The 21796-nt window shown below is 51.6% G+C and carries 18 protein-coding genes; 15 read left to right on the forward strand and 3 right to left on the reverse strand.

Annotated elements, in window-relative coordinates:
• Positions 1 to 3: 3 nt before the first annotated feature.
• Both PSAB_RS03565 and PSAB_RS03570 read left to right on the forward strand, forming a co-directional pair.
• Positions 4 to 1473, forward strand: a complete 1470-nt coding sequence (locus PSAB_RS03565; protein ID WP_025333225.1) for a TIGR02710 family CRISPR-associated CARF protein — start codon at positions 4 to 6, stop codon at positions 1471 to 1473.
• 646 nt (positions 1474 to 2119) lie between these two features.
• The gene (locus PSAB_RS03570) at positions 2120 to 2323 is read left to right on the forward strand and encodes a hypothetical protein (protein ID WP_025333226.1); all 204 of its coding nucleotides are present in this window, start codon (positions 2120 to 2122) and stop codon (positions 2321 to 2323) included.
• 299 nt (positions 2324 to 2622) lie between these two features.
• On the opposite strand, the gene PSAB_RS03575 is transcribed toward PSAB_RS03570, so the two are convergent.
• The gene (locus PSAB_RS03575) at positions 2623 to 2910 is read right to left on the reverse strand and encodes a hypothetical protein (protein WP_226991759.1); all 288 of its coding nucleotides are present in this window, start codon (positions 2908 to 2910) and stop codon (positions 2623 to 2625) included.
• A 314-nt stretch (positions 2911 to 3224) separates the two neighbouring features.
• Here PSAB_RS03575 and PSAB_RS03580 point away from each other — a divergent pair, with 314 nt between their 5' ends.
• On the forward strand, positions 3225 to 4109 hold the full coding sequence (locus PSAB_RS03580; protein ID WP_025333227.1) for an ADP-ribosylglycohydrolase family protein: 885 nt from the start codon (positions 3225 to 3227) through the stop codon (positions 4107 to 4109).
• 97 nt (positions 4110 to 4206) lie between these two features.
• Here the strand turns inward: PSAB_RS03580 and PSAB_RS03585 are convergent, their stop codons facing one another.
• Together PSAB_RS03585 and PSAB_RS03590 are read right to left on the reverse strand one after the other, a co-directional pair.
• Positions 4207 to 5034, reverse strand: coding sequence for a WYL domain-containing protein (locus tag PSAB_RS03585; protein WP_025333228.1), 828 nt, complete (start codon positions 5032 to 5034; stop codon positions 4207 to 4209).
• Positions 5021 to 6331, reverse strand: a complete 1311-nt coding sequence (locus PSAB_RS03590; protein ID WP_025333229.1) for a helix-turn-helix transcriptional regulator — start codon at positions 6329 to 6331, stop codon at positions 5021 to 5023. Before PSAB_RS03590 ends, PSAB_RS03585 begins: the two co-directional genes overlap by 14 nt.
• 594 nt (positions 6332 to 6925) lie before the next feature.
• Here PSAB_RS03590 and PSAB_RS03595 point away from each other — a divergent pair.
• From PSAB_RS03595 to PSAB_RS03650, 12 genes are all read left to right on the forward strand, one after another.
• Positions 6926 to 8041 (forward strand): slipin family protein, encoded by a 1116-nt coding sequence (locus PSAB_RS03595; protein ID WP_025333230.1) that lies wholly within the window; start codon positions 6926 to 6928, stop codon positions 8039 to 8041.
• 27 nt (positions 8042 to 8068) lie between these two features.
• Positions 8069 to 8863: a nucleotidyltransferase domain-containing protein gene (locus PSAB_RS03600; RefSeq protein WP_025333231.1), complete on the forward strand. Its 795-nt coding sequence runs from the start codon at positions 8069 to 8071 to the stop codon at positions 8861 to 8863.
• A gap of 40 nt (positions 8864 to 8903) precedes the next feature.
• Positions 8904 to 10130 (forward strand): RtcB family protein, encoded by a 1227-nt coding sequence (locus PSAB_RS03605; RefSeq protein WP_025333232.1) that lies wholly within the window; start codon positions 8904 to 8906, stop codon positions 10128 to 10130.
• Between the two features lie 810 nt (positions 10131 to 10940).
• A complete protein-coding gene (locus PSAB_RS03610) occupies positions 10941 to 12011 on the forward strand; it encodes a TRAP transporter substrate-binding protein (protein WP_025333233.1) in 1071 nt (356 codons plus the stop codon).
• A gap of 91 nt (positions 12012 to 12102) precedes the next feature.
• Positions 12103 to 12657: a TRAP transporter small permease gene (locus tag PSAB_RS03615; protein WP_144240467.1), complete on the forward strand. Its 555-nt coding sequence runs from the start codon at positions 12103 to 12105 to the stop codon at positions 12655 to 12657.
• Complete coding sequence (locus tag PSAB_RS03620) at positions 12654 to 13943, forward strand: TRAP transporter large permease (protein WP_025333235.1); 1290 nt, start codon at positions 12654 to 12656, stop codon at positions 13941 to 13943. The genes PSAB_RS03615 and PSAB_RS03620 overlap by 4 nt, the downstream gene beginning before the upstream one ends.
• A gap of 51 nt (positions 13944 to 13994) precedes the next feature.
• Positions 13995 to 14978: a 2-hydroxyacid dehydrogenase gene (locus PSAB_RS03625; RefSeq protein ID WP_025333236.1), complete on the forward strand. Its 984-nt coding sequence runs from the start codon at positions 13995 to 13997 to the stop codon at positions 14976 to 14978.
• A gap of 34 nt (positions 14979 to 15012) precedes the next feature.
• On the forward strand, positions 15013 to 15804 hold the full coding sequence (locus PSAB_RS03630) for a class II aldolase/adducin family protein (RefSeq protein WP_025333237.1): 792 nt from the start codon (positions 15013 to 15015) through the stop codon (positions 15802 to 15804).
• Positions 15805 to 15836: 32 nt separating this feature from the next.
• The gene (locus PSAB_RS03635) at positions 15837 to 16931 is read left to right on the forward strand and encodes an NAD/NADP-dependent octopine/nopaline dehydrogenase family protein (RefSeq protein ID WP_025333238.1); all 1095 of its coding nucleotides are present in this window, start codon (positions 15837 to 15839) and stop codon (positions 16929 to 16931) included.
• Positions 16922 to 17944 (forward strand): 3-hydroxybutyryl-CoA dehydrogenase, encoded by a 1023-nt coding sequence (locus PSAB_RS03640; RefSeq protein ID WP_025333239.1) that lies wholly within the window; start codon positions 16922 to 16924, stop codon positions 17942 to 17944. Before PSAB_RS03635 ends, PSAB_RS03640 begins: the two co-directional genes overlap by 10 nt.
• Before the next feature lie 21 nt (positions 17945 to 17965).
• Complete coding sequence (locus PSAB_RS03645) at positions 17966 to 19030, forward strand: TRAP transporter substrate-binding protein (protein WP_025333240.1); 1065 nt, start codon at positions 17966 to 17968, stop codon at positions 19028 to 19030.
• Positions 19031 to 19226: 196 nt separating this feature from the next.
• Positions 19227 to 21149: a XylR N-terminal domain-containing protein gene (locus PSAB_RS03650; protein WP_025333241.1), complete on the forward strand. Its 1923-nt coding sequence runs from the start codon at positions 19227 to 19229 to the stop codon at positions 21147 to 21149.
• Positions 21150 to 21796 lie beyond the last annotated feature (647 nt).

The raw sequence follows: 21796 nt of genomic DNA on the forward strand, positions 1-21796 counted from the left end.
GATATGAAAACATTCAAAGAATCATTCGTGCAGGCGACGGCGCAGTGGAAGTTGCTTAATCGGGGGACGGAAGAAGAGCGCCGGCAGGCCGACGCCTTTTACAAAGACCATATTCTGCCCGAGGTGATGATGCATTTCAGGGAGAAATACGCACATTCCGAAAGCTGCGAGAATCTTATCCTGACGCTGGGCACCTCTTACGAACCGCTTGTATTATCCATTCTGGCGCTGAGGCCCGAACGCGTGCTGATCATGCATTCGACGAGGACGCGACCGCTGCTTGACGACGTGATCGAGCTGACCGGGTTAAAGCCGAGCCGGTACATCTCCCGCATGGTCAACTCGGAGAATCCGCTCAAACTCTATCAGGTCGTAAAGGAAGTCTACGAGGAATGGGACCGTCCCGGCAAAATTTACGTGGATTTCACCAGTGGCACCAAATCGATGACCGCAGGCTGCGCCATGGCCGGGTCCGTCATCAACGCGAAGTTCGTCTATATCGCCAGCCATTATTTGGCCGACCTGCGGAAGCCGGAGCCGGGCAGCGAGACGCTCTCCTACATCGAGAATCCGTACGAGGTGTTCGGCGATATCGAACGCGATCGGGCCGTCACCTTGTTCAACGGCATGGACTACGCCTCGGCTGCGGAGATCTTCGACGAACTCCGCCGGAAGGTGCCGGGGCTGCACGAGTTCGAAGCGCTCGGCCTGTTGTCCAAGGCGTACGACAACTGGGATTCGTTGAATCTGGCAGGCGCATACGATTATATGAGCAAATGCTGCGAAATCTTGTCGCTCTTGAGTCTGACCGGGAGCGCGACGCTCCTGGCCCCGCACAAATCCCGCCTCGAACAGCAGCTCCGGCTGATCGGCAAGCTGAAGGATATTCACGAGGGACAAGGCCATCGACAAAAAGACGGGATATTTCACGACATCAGCATCGTGATGGCGAATATCTACTGCAACGCGATGCGGAAGGAGAAGCAGCACAAATACGAGATGTCTTCGCTGCTGCTCTATCGGCTGCTGGAGATGGTCGCGCAGAAGCGGCTGTGGAACCTGAAGATTGATACGGAGGATGCCGAATATGCCGAGACCGGATTCGAACCGCAAGCCTTGCTGGACCGGGTCAACGCGCTGCGCACGAGAGTCAAAGGCTTTCATCCGATCGAGAAGTTGGATAAGCAGATCAGCCTGATCGCGGGCTTCATCCTGCTCGCTGCCTTGGAAGACGACATTATTCGAACCAAAAAACCGGATGCGGTCATCGGAAGAATCGAAAGCTTGAAGAACAAGGTGGACCTGCGGAACAAGAGTATATTCGCACATGGCTTTACGTTCATCGATGCGGACAAATACAGTCAGTTCAAAGCGGCTGTAGATGAATACGTCGACCGATTTTTCCATTTGGAGGAGCTAGATCGGGACGAAGCTTTTGGACCGATGAACTTCATTACACTGTCAGCCGATTAAAAAGATAATATGACGAACGGGTATGCGAAGCAGTTTAAGTCTACTCGAGAAGCAGGATGAACGACCGCCTAATCTGCAACTGCATACGTATAACCTGAGTATCTGCATCGGACATTCCGAACTGTAGGGATAGTTAGTTAAGTGGCGCATGCCGGCTTCGCTCGCGGGGAGTCGACATGTCTGCTATTCGCTGTTTCGCACACCCAAGGCCATGGACATTTGCATCCATGGCCTTTTTGTAGTACGCCCAGCATAGGCGTCATCTCTAGGGTGTGAGTCCCGAAAGGGCTGGCGAGCTTCTACCGTTAGCCAATGGTAAGGGGGTCTGATGTGAGGCAGAATCTGAAGGAAGCTGGAGGAAAATGCACGGTCCAAGGTACACGAACCCAATTTGAGGCAGTGCCAGCCGGATGAGCTGCCTACACACAACGAAGTCCGAAGCCGCCAAGGGCTGACGTTGTAAACTTGGGTGATCGCGGTCAGACAGATGACGTTCTTATCTGAGGAGGCCTGTGGAATAGGCGAAGTCACTTCGTAACCGCGGCTGAGAGGCCGCGTTGAATCTGCAAGAGTTAGCAGAGGCCATATTACGGATTAAGGGACGCCGGAAACCTAATGAGCCGAACCGAAAGGAGAGAGGGAACCGATGCGTTTGCATGAAGAGCAACGACAGCAGAATATCTCGCAAGAGAGCTCGCGGCAAAAAGAAGCGGTGAAGCCGTCAGGATATGCCGGAGCGCCGAGTTCTTCGTCGGCACAAGTCGCCCCTTCCTCTGGCAAAGACCAGAACGACTTGCTGGAGAAGGTGACCATTCCGCAAAGCGCAGTCATTCGAATAAAAAAGAGGTAGAGTGAATTAACGAATATTTTTTAGGTCAGGGATCGATGTTGATGTAAAATTGATGTAAAACATCAACAGAGACGGTCGGATTGCGGCCTAACAGACCGGAAGCCAATCGTCAAAAAGCCCGTCAAATCAAGGTTTCTTCGAAATGTAACAGATCACATCCCACTATTGTATGTTCCCGCATACAGTGCATGTGGGTATCCACGACTGTAGCAGGGTTGTCTATATGATTGTAATCCAGTCATTCGTGATATCATCACTTTAAAGCTCAAGCGCCGGGCTTCCCTGACCCGCGCTTGAGCTTATTTTCTTCTATAGAACTTTTCCCAATCTTTAATGACTTCTGCCTGAGTCAATAATCGGTCCCTCAGCCATCGGGATTTTTCCCATTCATGTATCACTTGCTGCTTTGTTTTGTAAGAGCGGTAATCACAAATAATCCAGGAACAGAATAACTTCCGGTACCATTTACCGTTTTTGAATATCATCTGTGTAGCGGTGTACGGCTCTGCTAGCCTGTCGTTTACACCAGCCTGTACCTGGGTGTGGTGGTCTGTCCATACCGGTGATTTTTTTACACTTTTGCTCATTGGGCTTTCTAACCCCCTTGGGGAAGCTAGGGACCGTCTAATCGTTTCATATTTCACCTCATCAAAAGTTTTCTGCTATCTGTATATATAGACGCTGTGGATTATAAATAGGATCCTTTAATTAGGAGGTAATCAGGAGGATTTTTTTCGTCATGTAAACACCAAGATATGGTACGATTTAGTAACGGTATTGGCATCAGAGGCCGACTGGAATAGGTGAGGAGTATGGGAAAGGTTGAGCTAACAAGCGTTCCGAGAGTACAATGCTTATTATTTTACTCCTCCTGCAGCATGGATAAGAGAAGAGGGACCAAATGAAAGATGACCGATTATACGATCGAATCAAAGGCGGATTGTATGGGGGTGCCATTGGAGACGCTTTGGGCGGGACGACGGAATTTATGACACCTCAGGAAATCCGGGCGAAATATGGCTACCTGAAAGAAATCATCGGCGGCGGAGTATGGCAACTAGAGCCTGGGGAAGTAACGGATGATACGATGATGACCCTTGGTGTAGCGGAAGGCATTCTGGAGAACCCGGCTGCTCCGATGGAGCTGATCGGACGGAAGTTTATGGAGTGGTATGAGACGAAGCCCAAAGACATCGGCAATATTATTCGCCGCGTATTTGAGCATTACAAGGGGGACTGGTTTGAAGCGGCTGCCCGAACGGATCAAGAGCTGGGCCGGAGCGGGGGGAACGGGTCCTTAATGAGATGTCTTCCCGCCGCATTAGCTTACTCCAATCTGTCCGAGATGGAGCGGGTGACCAAGATGCAGTCTGATATGACCCATTACGACAAGAGATGCAGTGAAGCTTGCCTGATCTATAATCGAATTGCCGCCCGGCTTCTTCGGGGTGAGGAAATCCGGAGCGCAATCCGAAGTGAGGTCTCGGGGACGGAATATGAAGCTTACATCGAGGAGAAGCCGGATTGCGAACCGAGCGGCTATGTCGTACATACCTTCAGGTGGGCACTGCACCTTCTCCTCGACTCTTCGGATTTTAACGAGGTCGTGCAGCAGGCCGCCAATTTAGGCGGAGATTCCGACACCATAGGCGCGATTGCCGGAGGCCTTGCGGGTATTTATTCCGGTTATCAGGCGATTCCCTCGGCCTATTCGGAGGTTCTTTTGATCAAAGACCACCTGGATGATGTCTCGATGCGGCTGTATCGTCTGCGGCTCGGCGAGTAACGCAAGCTGTGGCGGCGGCACTCTCCGATTTAAAAAAAAGTCACCGCCACTTCGTGAACCTTAATTGCGGCGGTGACGGTAATGCAGTCAACCCGAATTACGAGGATAACTCCTCACCCTCCGAAATCACCCCGTATCGCTCCAAAGCCTTCGTCGAAGCTTCCAGCATGCGTCTTTTTAAATAATCGCCTTCGACTACCCGAACCCGCTTCCCCAGGAAACGGATTTTGGAGAGCAGATACTCGAATTCATCCCCAAGCAAGCAGACTCTGACTGTGTAAGTATCATTATCCGAATCATACTCCACATCTTTTTCGAAGCTGGAGAAGGCATACAGGATTCGGGACAGCTCTTCGTTATAATCGCGGACGATTTCGATAACCGCTTCGGATTTGCGGGAATCCAGCATCCTTCCGATCTTTCGGAAGATACCGTCGGCCATCGAGGGCTCAATAGGCTCGGCCCTGACAGAATGGATTTTCTTTAGCCTGGTGATCATGAAGGTGCGATGCCGGAAATGATACCAGAGCAGGTACCATTCTCTTTTGACCATGGAATATTCAAGTTTGTAAGGAACACCCGATTGTTCGCTGTTCACACGCCCGCTCTTAATTGCGTAGGTTAAACGGACCCCGGACTTATTTAAAATGTGCTGGCGCAGCGTACGCAGGAGCGGGTGATAGACCTGTTTCTCCATGCTGCGGGCTTTTTCAATCAGGTGGCTGGAGGTGTCCATCAAAGGGTCAGGTTCGAGAATCGTACGCAGCTTGTTCAAGGTGTCCAAGGTGAAAGCCTCGGCCGCGGCCGGATGATGCTCCAGCATGGTCTTCAGCCATGTCCGCTCGTGTGAGGTGACCATAAAGGTACCGGAATCCTCCAGCCGGGAGATGATCTGGTGATTAAAGATTTTCTCAAACAGATTCATAGTAAGACTTAATCTCCTTCCATTCGGCGATCATTTCCCTGCGGAATCGAATGGGCTCTAGAACCTCGCAGCTGGACCCGAAGCTTCGCAGCCACGGTTTGATCTCGGTCGTCCCGTTTACCGTAATTTCATAAATAAAAGAATATTCGTCCTCAAGCACAATCTGGCCCCACTGCCCCTGCAGCAGAACCCTTTCTTTTACGAAGTTAGGCTCAGAATCGCCGGGATTGTAAAATCTCACCCTAACCGTCACCGGCTTGCCTGTATCGATCAGCCAGCTGTACCGCAGCTTTTCTTCCAGCTCGTTCTTCTTCTCCTCATACCAAGCCTCGTCCACAGATTCATCCTCTTCAATTTGAGTGATTCCTTCCATCCGGTATTTCCGGATTCCCTCTCTGCCGTGGGACAGCAGATACCATCTTCCATATTGATGATCGTACACAATCTTTAGCGGAAGCGTCTTCTGGGCTTTACCTGCCGTATCCCGTTCAAATAAGGGATTGGTGTTTTTGGAGGCGTAGCTTTTTTCAGACTTTGGCGAGAAATAGAGAAACCGGACTCTGCGGCGGTGACGGATGGCATGAAGGAGTGTGAACAGATGCGCTTCATCCAAAATCCGGGAGTAATAGTGATACTTATATAAAAATGGCTCGATCGCGTGCTGCTCAAATTCCCCCCGCAGAAGATGTTTCTTCAGCCCATCGCGCAGCAGATAGCCCTGAACGGAAGGCACCTGCGTGTTCGCCATCACATCCACAAAATCATACAAATCGATAAGCTCCTCTTCCGACAAGCTCCGGACCAGGTCATCTTGAATGCGATACCGGTAGGGGCGAGGCCCCGGCTCTTTAAGGATGACGCCAACCTCTTCCAGGTATTTGAGATCCGACCGAATGGTCTTCTCGTCAGGCAGCGGAAGGCCTGATGGCAGACTGTCACAGCACATATCCAAGAGTTCCATCGTAGTCAAAGCCTGCTCATTCATCGCGGCCAAAAGCAGCGAGATTCTTTGACTTTCGGATTCTTTTACGGATTTGGCACGAAACAGAAACAGCAGCAGTGGATCGGTAGAGTCGTAATAGCTGAAGCGAATCGTCTCGGATAATTCGGCGCTCTGTTCCTGCGGTAAATGCTGGTGCATGGAGCTAATCACGTCCTTGAGCCGCCGGATTGTTTTATCAAAGGTATGTACGGAAATGCCCAGTCGTTCTGCGAATTGCTGTCTGCTAAATGCGCCGCTTGTCAGCACAAGCATGCGTAAGAATTGGATCTCTTTATCAAAGCTCTCTTTAGCCAAAATAATCCCCCGTTCAAATGAGACCTCTTCATTCATTGTAGCAGGGGCGGGATTTGGGTCAAATGGAAAAGTTTATGTTCGGTCGTAATACTTTTACCATGTTCGTTCTGGTTAAAATGAGCGATTATAGAACCGTATTCATCATACATCGGTTCTTATTCGGACGGTCGTAACGAGGCGGGGATATCCAATTATCCCGCAGTACCGTGCATGGTATGTTGCGGTATCCTGGACGATCGGATCGGCAAGAAACCACTATTTGGGGTTCGATTCCCCAATCGCCTGTGACGCGATTCTGGCAGAATACTCGACTTTCAATCGAGCGAGAAATTGTACTAAGACCAAAGGATAGAATCCCTGGCGGCTAGTTTGAGCGCACTGCAGTAAGGCCTTGTAATCCGTGGATACCGATGGAGCGAATTTCCGGGAGGCTTTTTAGGATGGAAGAGGAAGAAGGATGGCTGAAGCAGGGTCACCCTCCTGAATCAAATGTCCTTAAAAATCCCTGGCCGATCGCTTATCTAAAACGAGATTCCGCCGGAACCGCAGTGGGATTCTAAATCCAATGGTTGAACCATTAAGGGGGTAACGAATATGTTTAAAAAAGTAACGATACAAGCTGACCAGCGCGGTTTGCTCTTTCATAAAGGAAGTTATGTGAAAAAGCTCAATCCGGGGACCTATCACTATTTATTGTGGGCACAAACCACAGTTGTGGTGATGAATATCGCGAAACCGTTCGTTATAGAGGGGAAAGATTTGCAGTTGTTCCTTCAGGATGAAGACCTCGTGCGAGAGCTCGATATTGTACGAGTACAAGACCACGAATACGTCCTGCATTACGAGGACAGTCAATTCGTACAACTGCTTAAGCCTGGTGTCTACGCCTATTGGAGCATACTCAAGAAACATACTTTTTTACATACGGATATCAGACAACCTGAATTGCCTGCCGAGGTAGACCGGTCGATCTTACCGAAGCTTACAGCCCATGTGCAGCCGTACGAAATCGCGAGTTATGAATCCGGATTTTTGTTTTATGATCACGTCTTACAACGAGAGCTTTCTCCTGGCAAGTACTACTTCTGGCGAGGTCCCGTTTCGGTTATGGTCAAGACGATTGATCTAAGACAACAACAAATGGATCTCATCGGCCAGGAAATCATGACGGAAGACAAAGTTACGCTGCGGTTGAATTTCGTTTGCCAATACAAGATCGTACAGCCATTACGTGCTTTGGAAATGAAATCGTTCGATGAGCAAATTCATATCCAGCTTCAACTGATGCTTCGGGAATATGTCGGAACTCTTAAATTAGACGATCTTTTGAAACGGAAAGAGGACGTTGCGTCGTTTATCCTGTCCCGTTTACGTGAGAAGGGTGAAGAGTTCGGAGTACAATTCCTTGGTGCGGGGGTTAAGGATGTTATTTTACCGGGTGAAATGAAAGATATCCTAAACACCGTCCTGCTGGCGGAGAAGAAGGCACAGGCGAATCTAATCACTCGTCGCGAAGAAACGGCATCGACCCGAAGTCTGCTTAACACCGCGAAGCTGATGGACGAGAATCAGACGTTATTCCGGCTGAAAGAGCTAGAGTTCCTGGAGAAAATTTGCGAGAAAATCGGGTCCATCTCTTTAACGGGCGGCGGAGACCTGTTGGAACGGTTGAGTTCACTTATTGGTGAGAAAAAGGCGGCAGGCAAATAACGAACCGTGCCCTAAGGAGGTTTTCATATGAGCAGTTACCATCAACATATCTTGACTGTGCTTGAGCGCATCGAGCGTGAAGAGAACGTTCGGATCCTGTATGCTTGCGAATCAGGTAGCCGCGCGTGGGGGTTCCCTTCAAAGGACAGCGACTACGACGTAAGATTTATCTATGTGCGGCCGGTAGATTGGTACTTATCAATCTTTGAGAAGCGGGATGTCATCGAACGGCCGATAAGTGACATGCTGGACATCAATGGCTGGGATCTGCGTAAAGCCTTAAACCTGTTCCGGAAGTCGAATCCGCCTCTGCTGGAGTGGCTCCAATCTCCGATTGTATACAGGGAGAACCACGGGATAACCGAGCAAATCCGGGGGATCGCATCCTTAACCTTTTCTCCAAAATCATGTATCCATCACTATCTGCATATGGCCAAGGGAAATTACCGCGACTACCTCCAGGGGGATCAGGTCAAGATCAAAAAGTACTTCTATGTTCTCCGCCCGATATTGGCATGTGAATGGATCGAGAGGTACAGCACCATGCCGCCTATAGAGTTTGATCGGCTTGTTGACGGTTTAGTACCTGGGGAAAGCGAGCTTAAGGCTGTGATTCTCGATTTGCTGGCCCGTAAAAGAGCGGGAGACGAGATAGATTTTGAACCAAGAATCAACCCGATCAATGATTATTTGGAAGAGAAAATAGCGTATTACGAGCGGACGGCTTCGGGAATGCGGCCCGGTGACGGTAACCAGGATCAGCGGCTTGACGATTTGTTCCGGTCGGTGCTGAAAGAAGTATGGGAAAAAGGGGATGAGTAAGATTGGAAAGGCATTCTTATAACAGGAGTGAAATAATGTTATGGCTTATCAGAATATAAACGGCGTACTTGTCTGGGGCAACCCCGACGAGGGTGCGCTTGCTCAAGCGAGGACTTGTTCGGAAACCGGTAATGTGGTCCAAACGCTGCTAATGGCGGATCATCATAAAGGGTACAGTCAACCGATCGGCGGAGTTGTTGTTTATGACCGGCAAATCTCCCCTTCCGGCGTTGGATATGATATTGCATGCGGGAATAAAGCGGTACGAACAAACTTGGCCGCCGGGGACATAAAGCCCAGATTGGCAAAGATTATGGATGAGATCGCCCGGAGGATTTCCTTCGGGGTGGGCCGTGTCAACCAGGAAAAAGTCGATCATGACCTTTTTGACGATCCCGATTGGGACGTTTACAAGACAGTAGGCAGGCAGGAACACGACAAGCTGAAGACATTGGCGCGTGATCAGCTGGGTACGGTCGGCAGCGGCAACCATTTTGTTGACTTGTTTGAGGAAGCCGGAACAGGCCGTGTGTGGATAGCAAATCATTTTGGGAGTAGAGGGTTTGGGCACAAAACGGCGAGCGGCTTTATTAATCTGGCGGGAGGTAGGGAGTTTCTAGCGAAAGCTCCCGGTGAGAAGATGGACCAGCCGCCTGTACTGCTTGATCTGAGCAGCGAGCTTGGCGATATGTATTATCGGGTGATGAAGCTGGCTGGACGTTACGCATATGCGGGACGGGATTATGTGATGAGGCAGGTCTTGGCGATTCTCGGAACGGAAGCAGACCTTGAAGTGCATAATCATCATAACTACGCCTGGAAAGAGACGCACAGCGGGAAGGAAGTCGTTGTCGTCCGTAAAGGAGCGACTCCGTCCGCGCCGGGCCAGACCGGATTTATCGGCGGGAGTATGGGGGACATATCCGTTATCGTAAAAGGCAAGGGCAGCATAGAGAACCGGGAGGCTTACTACAGCACCGTACATGGAGCCGGACGGATCATGAGCCGGACGCAAGCGGCAGGAAAAATGAACTGGAAGACTCGCACAAGAAGCGGTGGTCAAATCACTACGGAGCAAATGCTGGACGCCGTTCGGGCCTTCGGTGTAGAGTTGCGCGGCGCAGGAACGGATGAGAGTCCGTTTGTTTACCGGAAGCTTCAAGATGTGCTGGATGCGCATGCCGAAACGATTGAGGTTATGCATGTGCTTAAACCGATTGGTGTTTGTATGGCGGGAGCGGATGAGTTTGATCCGTATAAGGATTGAGCAATTGTTGCTTAAAACTGTTCAAAGGGCCAAGGAACTGGATAGATCGAAAAATGAATTAAGGACTCCACCTTTGCGTCCAATGATTGATGATCATGTTGCCGCTTTTCAAATTATCCCATCCGCTTAAGCCGTTTAATGTAATTAACATCCTCATGGAACACGCACCGATTCCAAAACTTCGAACAAGCTTATCACCGTTTTCGAATTTGATGCTTTGCCCCCTGTTTCTATACAAAACCAATATTCTCCAATCCCCAATATCCCCAGTGAAGTTCCGCTGATCTACCATACGCTTAGGATGTGAAAAAACACGAATTTCATGGTTTTTTCCATGCTCTGGCAGGTTTTTTCTGCAACTTTCTGCAATCGTAGATGAATCATATTAAATTCGAGGTATAATACCATACGAATCGGTTGTTTTATTTCACACAAAATTCATATAGTGTTTAGTTTGTGGTACGAAATATCACATACAAAAAGAAAAGTTAAGATGAGACGGTAGATTACATTACATTATAATAACATCTAAGGGGGTGCAGTGAGCGGGAAGGAGATGTTTAGCCGACGGCAATACGCATGCCGGGCATTTGGAGAATTCCGTGATTCCACAAGAAGGTCTTTGCTACCCCGAAACGGGCTTTACGTTACAGGACGCCGTGCGGCATTTACATAATTCAATCTCTATTAGCCGTCACCCTCATTTAACCGGCCCGGAAAGGATTCGTTAGGACAGGAATCGAGAGTTGAGGAGAGAAGCAGCAGCGTTTGCCATATAATCAGCCAACGATTAAGGATGGAGGTGGTTCTATGAGAAGAATGTGGATGAGCTTCTTATCCGTAAGCATGCTGCTCATGCTGATCGCTTGCGGCAATAATTCCGGTACTTCAAAGGCTGAACCTGCGGAAGGGAGCGGGACGGGGGAAACAAAGGCATCAACCGATAAACCAATTGAACTCAACTACGCTTTTTTTGCCCCGGCCAGTACGTTTCCGGCCAAACAGATGGAGAAGTGGAAGGAAGAACTGGAGAAGCGGACGAATGGCAAGGTATCCGTCAAGCTGTTTTTCGGGGGGACGCTCCTGACCGACAAGAACATGTACGATGGCGTCAAGAGCGGGGTGGCCGACATCGGCTCATCGGTAACGACCTACGAACCCGGTAAATTCCCCTTGCTGACGATTGCCGAAGCGCCCACTGTATTTCAGAACTCCAAGGTTGCGAGTCAGGTTATCTATAATCTGATCAAAGAATTTCCGCCGGATACGTTTAAGGACGTTAAGCTGATCACCGCATTCGCTTCCGAACCCTCCTTTATTCAAATGAAAGAGCCGGTGGCCAGCCTGAAGGATTTGAGAGGCAAGCAAGTGCGTATTCCGGGCGGCCTGGCCCCGGTATTAACAGAACTTGGCGCTTCTCCGGTCGGGATGTCACAGAGCGAGGCGGTTGAAGCGCTGCAGACCGGAGTGGTCGAGGGGTACGTCTCCTCACGCGAAGTACTGATGGATTTGAAATTTGCCGAGATGGTCAAGTACGTGACCGATTACCCGCTGACGGTATCCATTCATGCCGCGGTCATGAATATGGATACGTGGAACTCGCTGCCTCCCGATGTGCAGAAGGTTATCGACGAATTAGGCCCTGAGATGTCGGCCTGGACTGGAGACTATCTGGACAATCATGTGAAGGAATCGATGGATTGGTCGGTAAAAGAGCAGGGGTTGGAGGTCGTAACTCTTTCGCCTGAAGAAAAAGCGGTTTGGGATTCAAAAATGCATCCGCTTCAGGATAAAACAATTGCCGATCTGAAAGCAAAGGGTCTTCCCGCCGAACAATTCAAGAAACGACTTGATGAGCTGAAGGCGGAATACTCGAAATAATATCCGCGGACCCGTCCGTGATCGCCGGCGTTTCGAATCGGCGGCCATCACGGCGGAACTGCCGAAAGGGAAGGTGAGACGATTGGAGAGGGTGAATGAGCTTAAGGCGGTTCGGAAGGAAAGTATACGCAGCGATTGGAAAGTAGGTGCAGCCTCCATTTTGAATGCCCTGGAGAAAATCAGTCTCCGTGTCAATCAGTTTCTGGCCGTTATCGCAGGTTTGGCCATGTTGTTGATCGCGCTCCTGATCGTCGCCAATGTTATTATCCGGGTCTTTTACGTGCCGATTCCCGGTGTCGGGGAAATCTCCGGATGGCTGTCCGCGATCACGGCTGCATTCGCGCTGGGCTATACCCAAATTCATCGGGGTCATGTCGATATCGACGTTATTTTGGAGAAGTTTCCAGCCCGGATAAGAGGCCCTATTCAGGGGCTGATGCTGTTCATCAGCATGCTGTTTTTCGGTCTGATCTCTTACCGGCTCGCCATCTATGCCTACGAGACGATGAAAAGCGGCGGGCTTTCGGAAACGCTGGCCGTCATTTATTATCCGTATATTTACCTCCTCGCTATCGGGTTCTTCGGCTTAGCGCTATCCCTGTTAACCGATTCCCTCAAATACCTCATAAGGAGGGATCGCCGGTGAGCTTAACAGCCTACGCGCTGATCGGCATCGGCGTCATGTTCGTGCTCATGTTTTTGCGAATGCCCATCAGCTTCAGCATGTTTATTGTCGGTTTCCTCGGCTTGCTTGTCGTCGCCTCTCCCAATGCGGCTTATGCCGTCATCAGCGGCGATTTGTGGTCGCAGTTCTCCAGCTTTTCCCTTAGCGTCATTCCGATGTATGTCTTAATGGGAGAGATCGTCTACCGCTCCGGAATTACCGGAAAGCTGTTCCAGGCGGCCTACAAATGGGTCGGTCACTATAAAGGCGGCATGATCTGGACGGTGATATTGGCAAGCGCCGGCTTCGGATCGATCTGCGGTTCCAATTCGGCTACTTCGGCAACGATCGGCTCCATGGCGCTGCCGGAGCTGAAGAAATACCGCTACGACGATGAATTAAGCACCGGCAGCGTTGCCGGAGGCGGATCGCTCGGGATTATCATTCCGCCGAGCACCGTGCTCCTGGTCATTGCCATTCAGGCACAGCTCTCCATAAAAGATTTGTTCGTTGCCAGTATAATTCCCAGTATTTTATTGGTGGTGCTGTTCCTGCTCATCGTATGGTACATCTGCCAGCGAAACCCGAATATCGGCCCCGCGAGTGAGAATGCTGCCTTGGTGGAGAAGCTGAAGGCCATTAGCGGCGTTATGCCAACGCTTCTGCTTCTGGTGTTTGTTATCGGCGGTCTGTTTCTCGGATGGTTCACTCCTACCGAATCGGGGGCCGTCGGCGTAATCGGAGCTTTGGTGTATGCCTTGGCGACACGAAGTCTAAGCTGGGCGAACTTCAAACTGGCCGTCTCCGATTCGCTGCGGTCCTCCGCCATGGTCATCATGCTGGTCGTTGGCGCGTTGATATTCGGCCGCTTCCTGACGATTACCAGGCTTCCGTATGAAGTGGCGGATTGGGTGACGTCCTTGCCTTTGGAGCCTGTCTGGATTATGGCCGGGATCTTCATTGTATTTGCAATTGGCGGCGCGATTATGGACGCCTTCGGCTTCCTGATCATTTCCATCCCGATCTTTTTTCCGACGGCTCTTCAGCTCGGCTATGATCCGGTATGGTTTGCGCTTATGATGTGCATTATTACCAGCTTGGGAGCCATTACGCCCCCTGTCGGGATCAACGTGTTCGTTGTCAAAGGCCTTGCCCCTGATGTGCCAATTACCAAAATATTCAAAGGCTCCATGTATTATGTGTATGCCTATCTGATATGCATCATCCTGTTGACGGCATTTCCGGCTCTTATGACTTTTATTCTGTAAGCAGCAGAGAGGGCGGACAACGGCTGGCCCTATAGTGGAGGTGATATCGAAATGCGGCCCAAAGTATATATTGCCTGGCGCATCCCGGATGAAATCGAGGCTTACCTGGCTGAGCATTGCAGCCTTCGAAAGTGGAAGGGGGAAACTCCGATCCGGTACGAGGAGCTGAAAGATGAACTGAAGGATGCCGAAGGGCTGCTTCTCGGAGAGGGCAGAATCGACGCCGAATTATTAGAGCAGGCTCCCCATTTACGGGTCGTCAGCACGATTAGCAACGGATACAACAACCTGGATATCGAAGCGATGAAGCACCGCGGCGTAATCGGGACGAATAATCCCGGTATTTCGAACGAATCAGTCGCAGATCTGGTACTTGGATTAGCGCTTGCAGCCGCCAGAAAAATCGTCAAGCTGGACCGCTATGTAAAGGAAGGGTGCTGGACCCGGGGAATCGACTCGTCTTGGTACGGACTTGATGTCCATCATTCCACGATCGGAATCATCGGCATGGGCGGCATCGGGCAGGAGGTTGCCAAACGCGCCAAAGCCGGCTTCGACATGAAGGTGCTGTACTACAACCGCAGCCGAAGGCCTGAGGTCGAGCACCGGCTGGGCGCGGAGTATTGTTCCCTGGAGGAACTGCTGACACAGTCGGATTTTATCGTCGTGATGCTGCCGCTCACTGCACAAACGGAACATTTGATTGGCGACCGGCATTTCGACCTTATGAAGCCCTCCGCAGTCCTGATCAACGCTTCGCGCGGCAGCATTGTGAACGAGCGGGCGCTGGTCGAAGCGCTTCGGGCGCGCAAAATAAGCGCAGCCGCCCTGGACGTCTACGAGTTCGAACCGGTTAACCCCGATCACCCCCTTTTGAACATGGACAATGTGATCACACTTCCGCATGTTGGTTCGGCAACGGCAAAAACCCGCTTCAACATGGTCATGTCAGCAGCCCGAAACCTGGTGGCGGCTCTAAAAGGGGAAACCCCTCCGTTCTTAATCCGCGAATTTAAGGAAAGTGTACAGAACTAAAAGCACAAACCATAAATATCTGGAGGTATGGGATATGAGCACAGAATTGAGCACAAACCTGGAATTGATGCAGGATAAGTATCCGATGAAATTCGGCAGCTTTGAGGAAGAACGGCTGCACCGCAAGCAGCGGCTCGCCGCCTCTTTCCGTTTGTTTTCCCTGTTTGGCTTCGATGAAGGCGTTGCCGGTCATATTACCGCCCGGGACCCGGAATATCCGGATCATTTCTGGGTGAACCCGTTCGGCATGCATTTCAGCCAGGTTCGCGTTTCCGATTTGCTTCTGGTGAACGATGAAGGGAAGGTAGTCGAGGGCAACAGCAATATGCTCAACCGTGCGGCTTTCGCCATTCACTCAAGTGTCCATAAAGCCCGTCCCGACGCCGTTGCCGCCGCACATGCCCATTCCTTTTACGGAAAGACGTTCTCCAGCCTCGGCCGACTGCTCGACCCGCTTACCCAGGACGCCTGCATTTTTTACAACGATCACGGCCTGTACAACGACTATTCCGGCGTAGTGTACGAAACGGAAGAAGGGGAACGGATCGCGGAGTGCCTGGGCAGCAAGAAGGCGGTTATCCTGCAAAATCACGGTCTGTTGACTGTCGGGCATTCCGTGGAATCGGCGGCTTGGTGGTACATTACGATGGAGCGTTCCTGCCACGCCCAATTGCTTGCTGAAGGCGCGTCAACTTCCCCGATACCGGTTGCTCACGAAGCCGCCCTGGCGACCATGCAGCATGTCGGGTCCGAAACGGCCGGCTGGTGCTGCTTCCAGCCGCTGTGGGATAAAATTGTCCGGCTGCAGCCCGATTTTCTGGATTAGGCATTTCCAAAACAACGAGTGGAGGACACAGCATGGAAATTGCAGTGATAGGCGGAGGACACGGTTGTTATGCGGCAGCGGCGGACCTTTCCGACAAGGGCCACCATGTACGGCTGTGGAGGCGGGGTAAAGAAGCTTTTCAGCCTGTACTGGAAAGCCAGTCCCTAATATTGAAGGACGCCGGCGGCGTCCGCAAGGTAAGCTTGTCGCTCGCGAGCACGGATCTGTCCGCGGTCGTGAAGGGCGCCGCGCTGATTGTGCTCCCCCTGCCCGCTTTTGCCCAGGCTTCCGTAGCCTCAGAGCTTGCGCCTCACCTGCAGGACGGGCAGGTGATCTTCCTGCCCCCCGGAACCTTCGGCAGCTATGTGATGGCGAAGGCGCTGGCCGAAGCGGGCAGCCGGGCCAAGGTTGCGTTTGCCGAAACGGGCACGCTTCCCTATCTGGCCCGCAAACACGGAGCTGACACGGTAGCCGTCAGCGGACGGGCGACCCGCCTCCCGACCGGCGTATTTCCGGGCGAGCTGGCGGAGCAAGCTTTTGCCGTCCTGGAGGAAGCCTTTCCGGCAGTCGAACGGCTGCAGGACGCGCTGGACGGCGCGTTGATGAACGCGGGACCGATTATCCATCCGCCCCTTATTCTCATGAACGCCGGTCCGATCGAGCATTTTGAACACTGGGATATTCATAATGAAGGAACGCAGCCGTCTGTACGGAGGGTGCATAATGCGCTGGATGCTGAAAGAATTGCCGTCCGGGAAGCATTGGGCTACCGGGCGCCGCATTTTCCGCTCGCGGACCATTACAGCAAGGACGGCGATGAATGGATGTACGGAAATGCCGCCCATGAGAAGCTGGTGGACAGCTCGGATTGGCGTGAGCATCTGGATCTGATGACGCACCGGTACATGCGCGAAGATGTCGCCTGCGGTTTAGCCTTCCTCGTCTCTCTGGCGGATTGGGCGGGTATGCCCGCTCCTGTCGCCAAGGGGCTGCTCGCGATCGCCTCGGCCGTGACCGGCGAGGATTTGCGCGAGACGGGCAGGACGCTGGAAAACCTTCAGCTGAGCGGCCTGTCCGTTAATGGCATGCGAATGATGCTGCAGCAGGGTGTGCGGCAATGGGTATGAACAAGCCCGTAATCGCTGTTGTCGGCGCGGGTCGTATGGGAATTGGGATTGCCCATGTGTTTGCTTATGCGGGCCACAAGGTCGAACTGATCGACAGCAAAGAAAGAAGCAAGACGGAGACGGAACGGGTCCTGAAGGAAGCGGCCGGACAAATGGAGAACAATCTCTATTTTTTGGCGTCTCTCGAACTGTTCGATCCATCGCTCGCGGAGAAGATTCTCGGGCAAATCGATTACCATTCCCTGGATGAGATGGAAGCGGTGCTGCCCAGGGCGGATGTTGTGTTTGAAGCGGCTCCCGAAATTTTGGAGGTCAAAAAGGACACATTTGACCGGATCGGCGCTTCGGCCCGGGACGATGCCTGGATCGCCTCCACAACCTCGACGTTTATGGTGGATACGCTGGCTTCCTTTCTGGACAAGCCTAAGCGGTTCGTGAACACGCATTGGCTTAACCCTGCCTATCTTATCCCGCTGGTTGAAGTAAGTCCCGGCGCACAGACCGCTTCCGGAGTGCTGGCCGGTATGATGGAGCTGCTGTCCGGCGTTGGAAAAGTGCCGGTCCAGTGCGCCGCTTCGCCCGGATTCATTGTGCCGAGAATTCAGGCGCTGGCGATGAACGAGGCAGCCCGGCTCGTTCAGGAAGGGGTGGCTACACCCGAGGCGATCGACACTGCCTCCCGGGTGGGCTTCGGTCTTCGGTTTGCCGTTCTGGGGCTGCTGGAATTTATCGATTGGGGAGGCGGCGACATCCTCTATTACGCCGACCGCTATTTGGAGCAGGAGCTGTCTACGGATCGCTACGCTCCCCCGGACATTATCTCGGAGAATATGACGAACGGCCGGACCGGCATGAAATCCGGGAAGGGCTTTTACGATTTCAGTGGCAGGGACGTCACCGCCTACCAACGGGAAACGATGCGGAAATTCGTTGATCTGCTGCAGCACCTGGGGTATTGGTCGCCTCCGGGCGAGCCGTCTTTGCGGGGAATCAGCCCAAGCCTACATAAATAAATAACGGATGGAGAGAAGCTCATGAGAAGATTTTGGATTGGCGTCATGTCTGTGCTCATGGTTGTCGTGCTGGCTGCATGCGGAGGCAATGCGAACACCGCCAACGCGCCGGAAGAGACGGGCGCGGCCAATGCGGCGGCATCCAGTGATAAACCGATCGAGCTGAACTACGCGTTCTTTGCCCCGGCCAGCACATTTCCGGCGAAGCAGATGGAGAAATGGAAGGAAGAAGTGGAGAAACGGACGAACGGAAAGGTTGTGGTGAACCTATTCCCGGGCGGCACCCTGCTGGCCGCCAACAATATGTATGACGGGGTCAAAAGCAAGGTCGCGGACATCGGCCTGTCGGTTATGACATACGAGCCGGGAAAATTCCCCCTGCTTACGATCGCCGAGCTGCCTTCGGGATTTCCAAGCGGCAAGGTAGCCAGCCAGGTCATATTTGATCTGCTGAAGGAATACCCGCAGGATTCTTTTAAAGACCTGAAGGTCATCACCGCCTTTGCAACCGAACCGGCTTATATCCAGACCAAAGCCGCTGTCGCGTCCTTAAACGACATCAAAGGCAAACAGATCCGGATTTCCGGCGCGCTTGCGCCGCTGCTAAAGGAGTTGGGCGCCTCACCCGTCGGGATGTCGCAGGCGGAATCCGTCGAAGCGATGCAAACCGGCGTTATCGAAGGCTACGTGTCATCGCGCGAAGTGCTGATGGATTTGAAGCTTGCAGAAATGGCCAAATTTGTGACGGACTACCCGCTGAGCGTTTCGACCTTCGCCGCAGTAATGAACATGGATACCTGGAATTCGATTCCCCCGGACGTTCAGCAGGTGATCGAGGAGTTAGGGCCGGAGATGGCCGCCTGGGCCGGGGAATATCTCGATAATCATGTGAAGGAAGCCATGGACTGGTCCATGAAGGAAGAAGGGCTGAAGGTCATTACGCTGACGCCGGAGGAGAAACAGGCGTGGGATGCGAAGCTGAAGCCGCTTCAGGATCAAGCGGTCGCCGATCTCGAAGCACAGGGCTTGCCTGCCGAACAATTCAAGAAGCGGCTGGATGAATTGAAGGCCTCCTATTCGAAATAAATCAAAACTTCGATATAAAGTGTACCTATATTGCCCTGATGAACACGAGGAGCCGAAAATGTTCCTTGTTCACGGGGCTTTTATCATTCAACTTATGGTTGACTGGCTAACATGTTAAAATTTAAAATTGTTTCAAAGTAGTCATATTTCCATTCTGAAAAATCCTTTAGAACGCAGTCAAAGGAGGGACGGTCAGATGACAAAAGCGAGTACGATGTCACTGAAAGATTTGGTTCATTTCAGCAAGGAGGAAGGCGATTTTTTCCTGAGGGACCGGAGAATGATGCTGATCAGCTCAGATGCCTTTGGTATGCTGTGCAGGGATTTGATCGTCGCTCTCGGATTGGAAAGGGCGAAACGCTTTTTGCAGCGCTACGGATGGCAATTCGGCGTAAGCGAAGCGCGCTATCTGAACGATATGTTCAGCTGGGATGACGATCTGGAATGGATTTTGGCCGGGTCCAAAATGCACAATATTGCGGGGCGCGTGTTCTCGACCCCCATCCGGATGAACATCAACAAGAGTGAAGGCTTGTTCGATGTGGAAGGGTATTGGATCGATTCCAATGAAGCGAAGCAATTTTTGATGCATTTTAATAAACACCATGAGCCCGTATGCCATTTTTTGGTAGGTTATGCCAGCGGGTATTGCACGGAAACGGTAGGCACCAAAATTATTTTTAAAGAAGTAGAATGCGTTGCCAAAGGAGATCCAAGATGCAAGTATGTCGGCAAGACCCTGGAACAGTGGGGGGACGGCCTTCCTGAGGATCTTATCGATGATGGCCAGGAGAAGCTGGAAGATGAGCTCGACCGGGCTTATAAGCGGATTGAGAAACAGAAAGAAATATTGAACCGGGTAACGACGGTCAGCCAGGAACTCACCCGTATGATCCTGCAGGGTAAAGGGCTGGACGATATGGCCGAGATTCTCGGGAAAAGTCTGAACTGCAACGTTATTATCGAAAATCAGCACCTGGATATGATCACAGGCTACGGCCAGGTCTTGGACAGCTCGCTAAATAAAGTAATGGAGCATCTTGCTCACGATAAAGGAAATCAGCAATACAGCAAAATTAACACTATGCTCAAAGAACACTGCACGGTGCAATTTGAAATCCCCGAGCCATTTTTCTTTCCCCACGTTCGGCTCGTTACCCCCATTATGCTTCGCAATCAAGTGCTCGGCTATATTTCCATCCTCAAGCCGGAGGGCCAGTTCGGCGAGCTTGAATCGGTTCTGCTTGAGCGGTCAGCCAATATTTGCGCCATCCAGCTGCTGAACGAACGGACGGTTGTCGAGACGGAACAGCGCCTGAAGGGCGAACTGCTGGACGAGCTGTTTAATCCTTCCGCCGATATCTCCGCCGTATCCAGGCGGCTGGCCTATCTGGACCATGACCTCAGCCAGCCTCACTATGTTTTTGTTTTTCAATTCGAAACGTCTGGTAAAAAAGGGTCGATTCAGGATGCCCGTTCCACCGCCCTGCGTGAAAAAATCATGGACTGTTTAAAAAGGCGGGCCGAGCAAAACGGATTCCATATCCTGCTGTCCACCAAGCTGGAGCGCGTTCATGCCCTGATTCCGCAGGCCTATATCGAAAAGCTGAATATGAAGGTGCGGGATTACGGCGAATCCCTGATCGAAGGACTGGGCGACGAAGCCGTTACAACGGTGCTGGGAATCAGCGGCGTATGCCACAACCGCACCTCTTTTTCCAAGGCGTTCAATGAAGCGGTCAAAGCGATTGATATCGGAAGGATCAAAGGGAAGACCGAGCGGGTTGTCCTGTCCACGGATATCAAACATCTGTCGATTTTGCTGGACGCGAGACGCCCGGAAGAGCTGGAGCAGTACGCCTCTAATTTGCTCGGAGCGCTGCAGGAATACGACCAAAAGTACGCAACGGAGCTGCTGAAAACGATTTACTACTATTTCGACAATGAATGCAATCTGCATAAAACCGCCAGAACGATGAATATCTCCATCAGCGGTATGCGCTATCGCCTGGACCGGATTAAACAGCTGTCCGATTTCGATTTATCCAATTCGCTAACCCGGTTCGAGGTGCAATTGGCCTTGGAGATATTCCTCGTGCTCGGGAAGATCGATTATTAATAGCAGGATCTCGGGGAAACGCTAGGGTCCAAAAGTAGAATACTGCTGCTTAACAAGGCGGCTAAATAAAGAGGTAACCGAGTTTTGTGCTCCGCAGCATGCTTTTTGATCGGATTGTGGAAAGAAAAGCCACCTGGCAACGGCCTCATGCTCACTGTTCCAAGGCCTCGCAGGACTCGCGGCAGGACCGCCGGAATCCCCGGTTGTCCTTCATTACCTACAGACCCTTTCGAACGCGGCCTACCTCGGCCATCGCGCTCTACCTCCAGGCAGAGAGCGGATTGCCTTCCTTGCTGTTTTGTGTGCAGCAGACCCTGCGTTGAGAGAATGAAGAATGGAATAATTAGCAGCAGCAGCGGCGTTGTCGTTGAAGAAAAGCTTGCGGATGTGCAGGAATTTATAGGGATTATCGGTCGCTTTGAGAGAACTCCTGCGATTATGCAGTATTTTTAACGTATGGAGACTCACCACACTGATCGTGGCCGAAATTCCTGCATATTTGGAGGAATTCTTATGAGAGTAAGCCATCTGCCACTAATTGATGTACATTCGCAGGAATTTAGATAACTATTGAAGCGCGCAGCAGGAAATTTTATAAATGCCAAAGCGCACTAGGATGAAGTTCTGTGTGACAACCACCGCTTTTG

Origin of the sequence: Paenibacillus sabinae T27 (genome assembly GCF_000612505.1) — a bacterium.
GTDB classification, from domain to species: domain Bacteria; phylum Bacillota; class Bacilli; order Paenibacillales; family Paenibacillaceae; genus Paenibacillus_AQ; species Paenibacillus_AQ sabinae.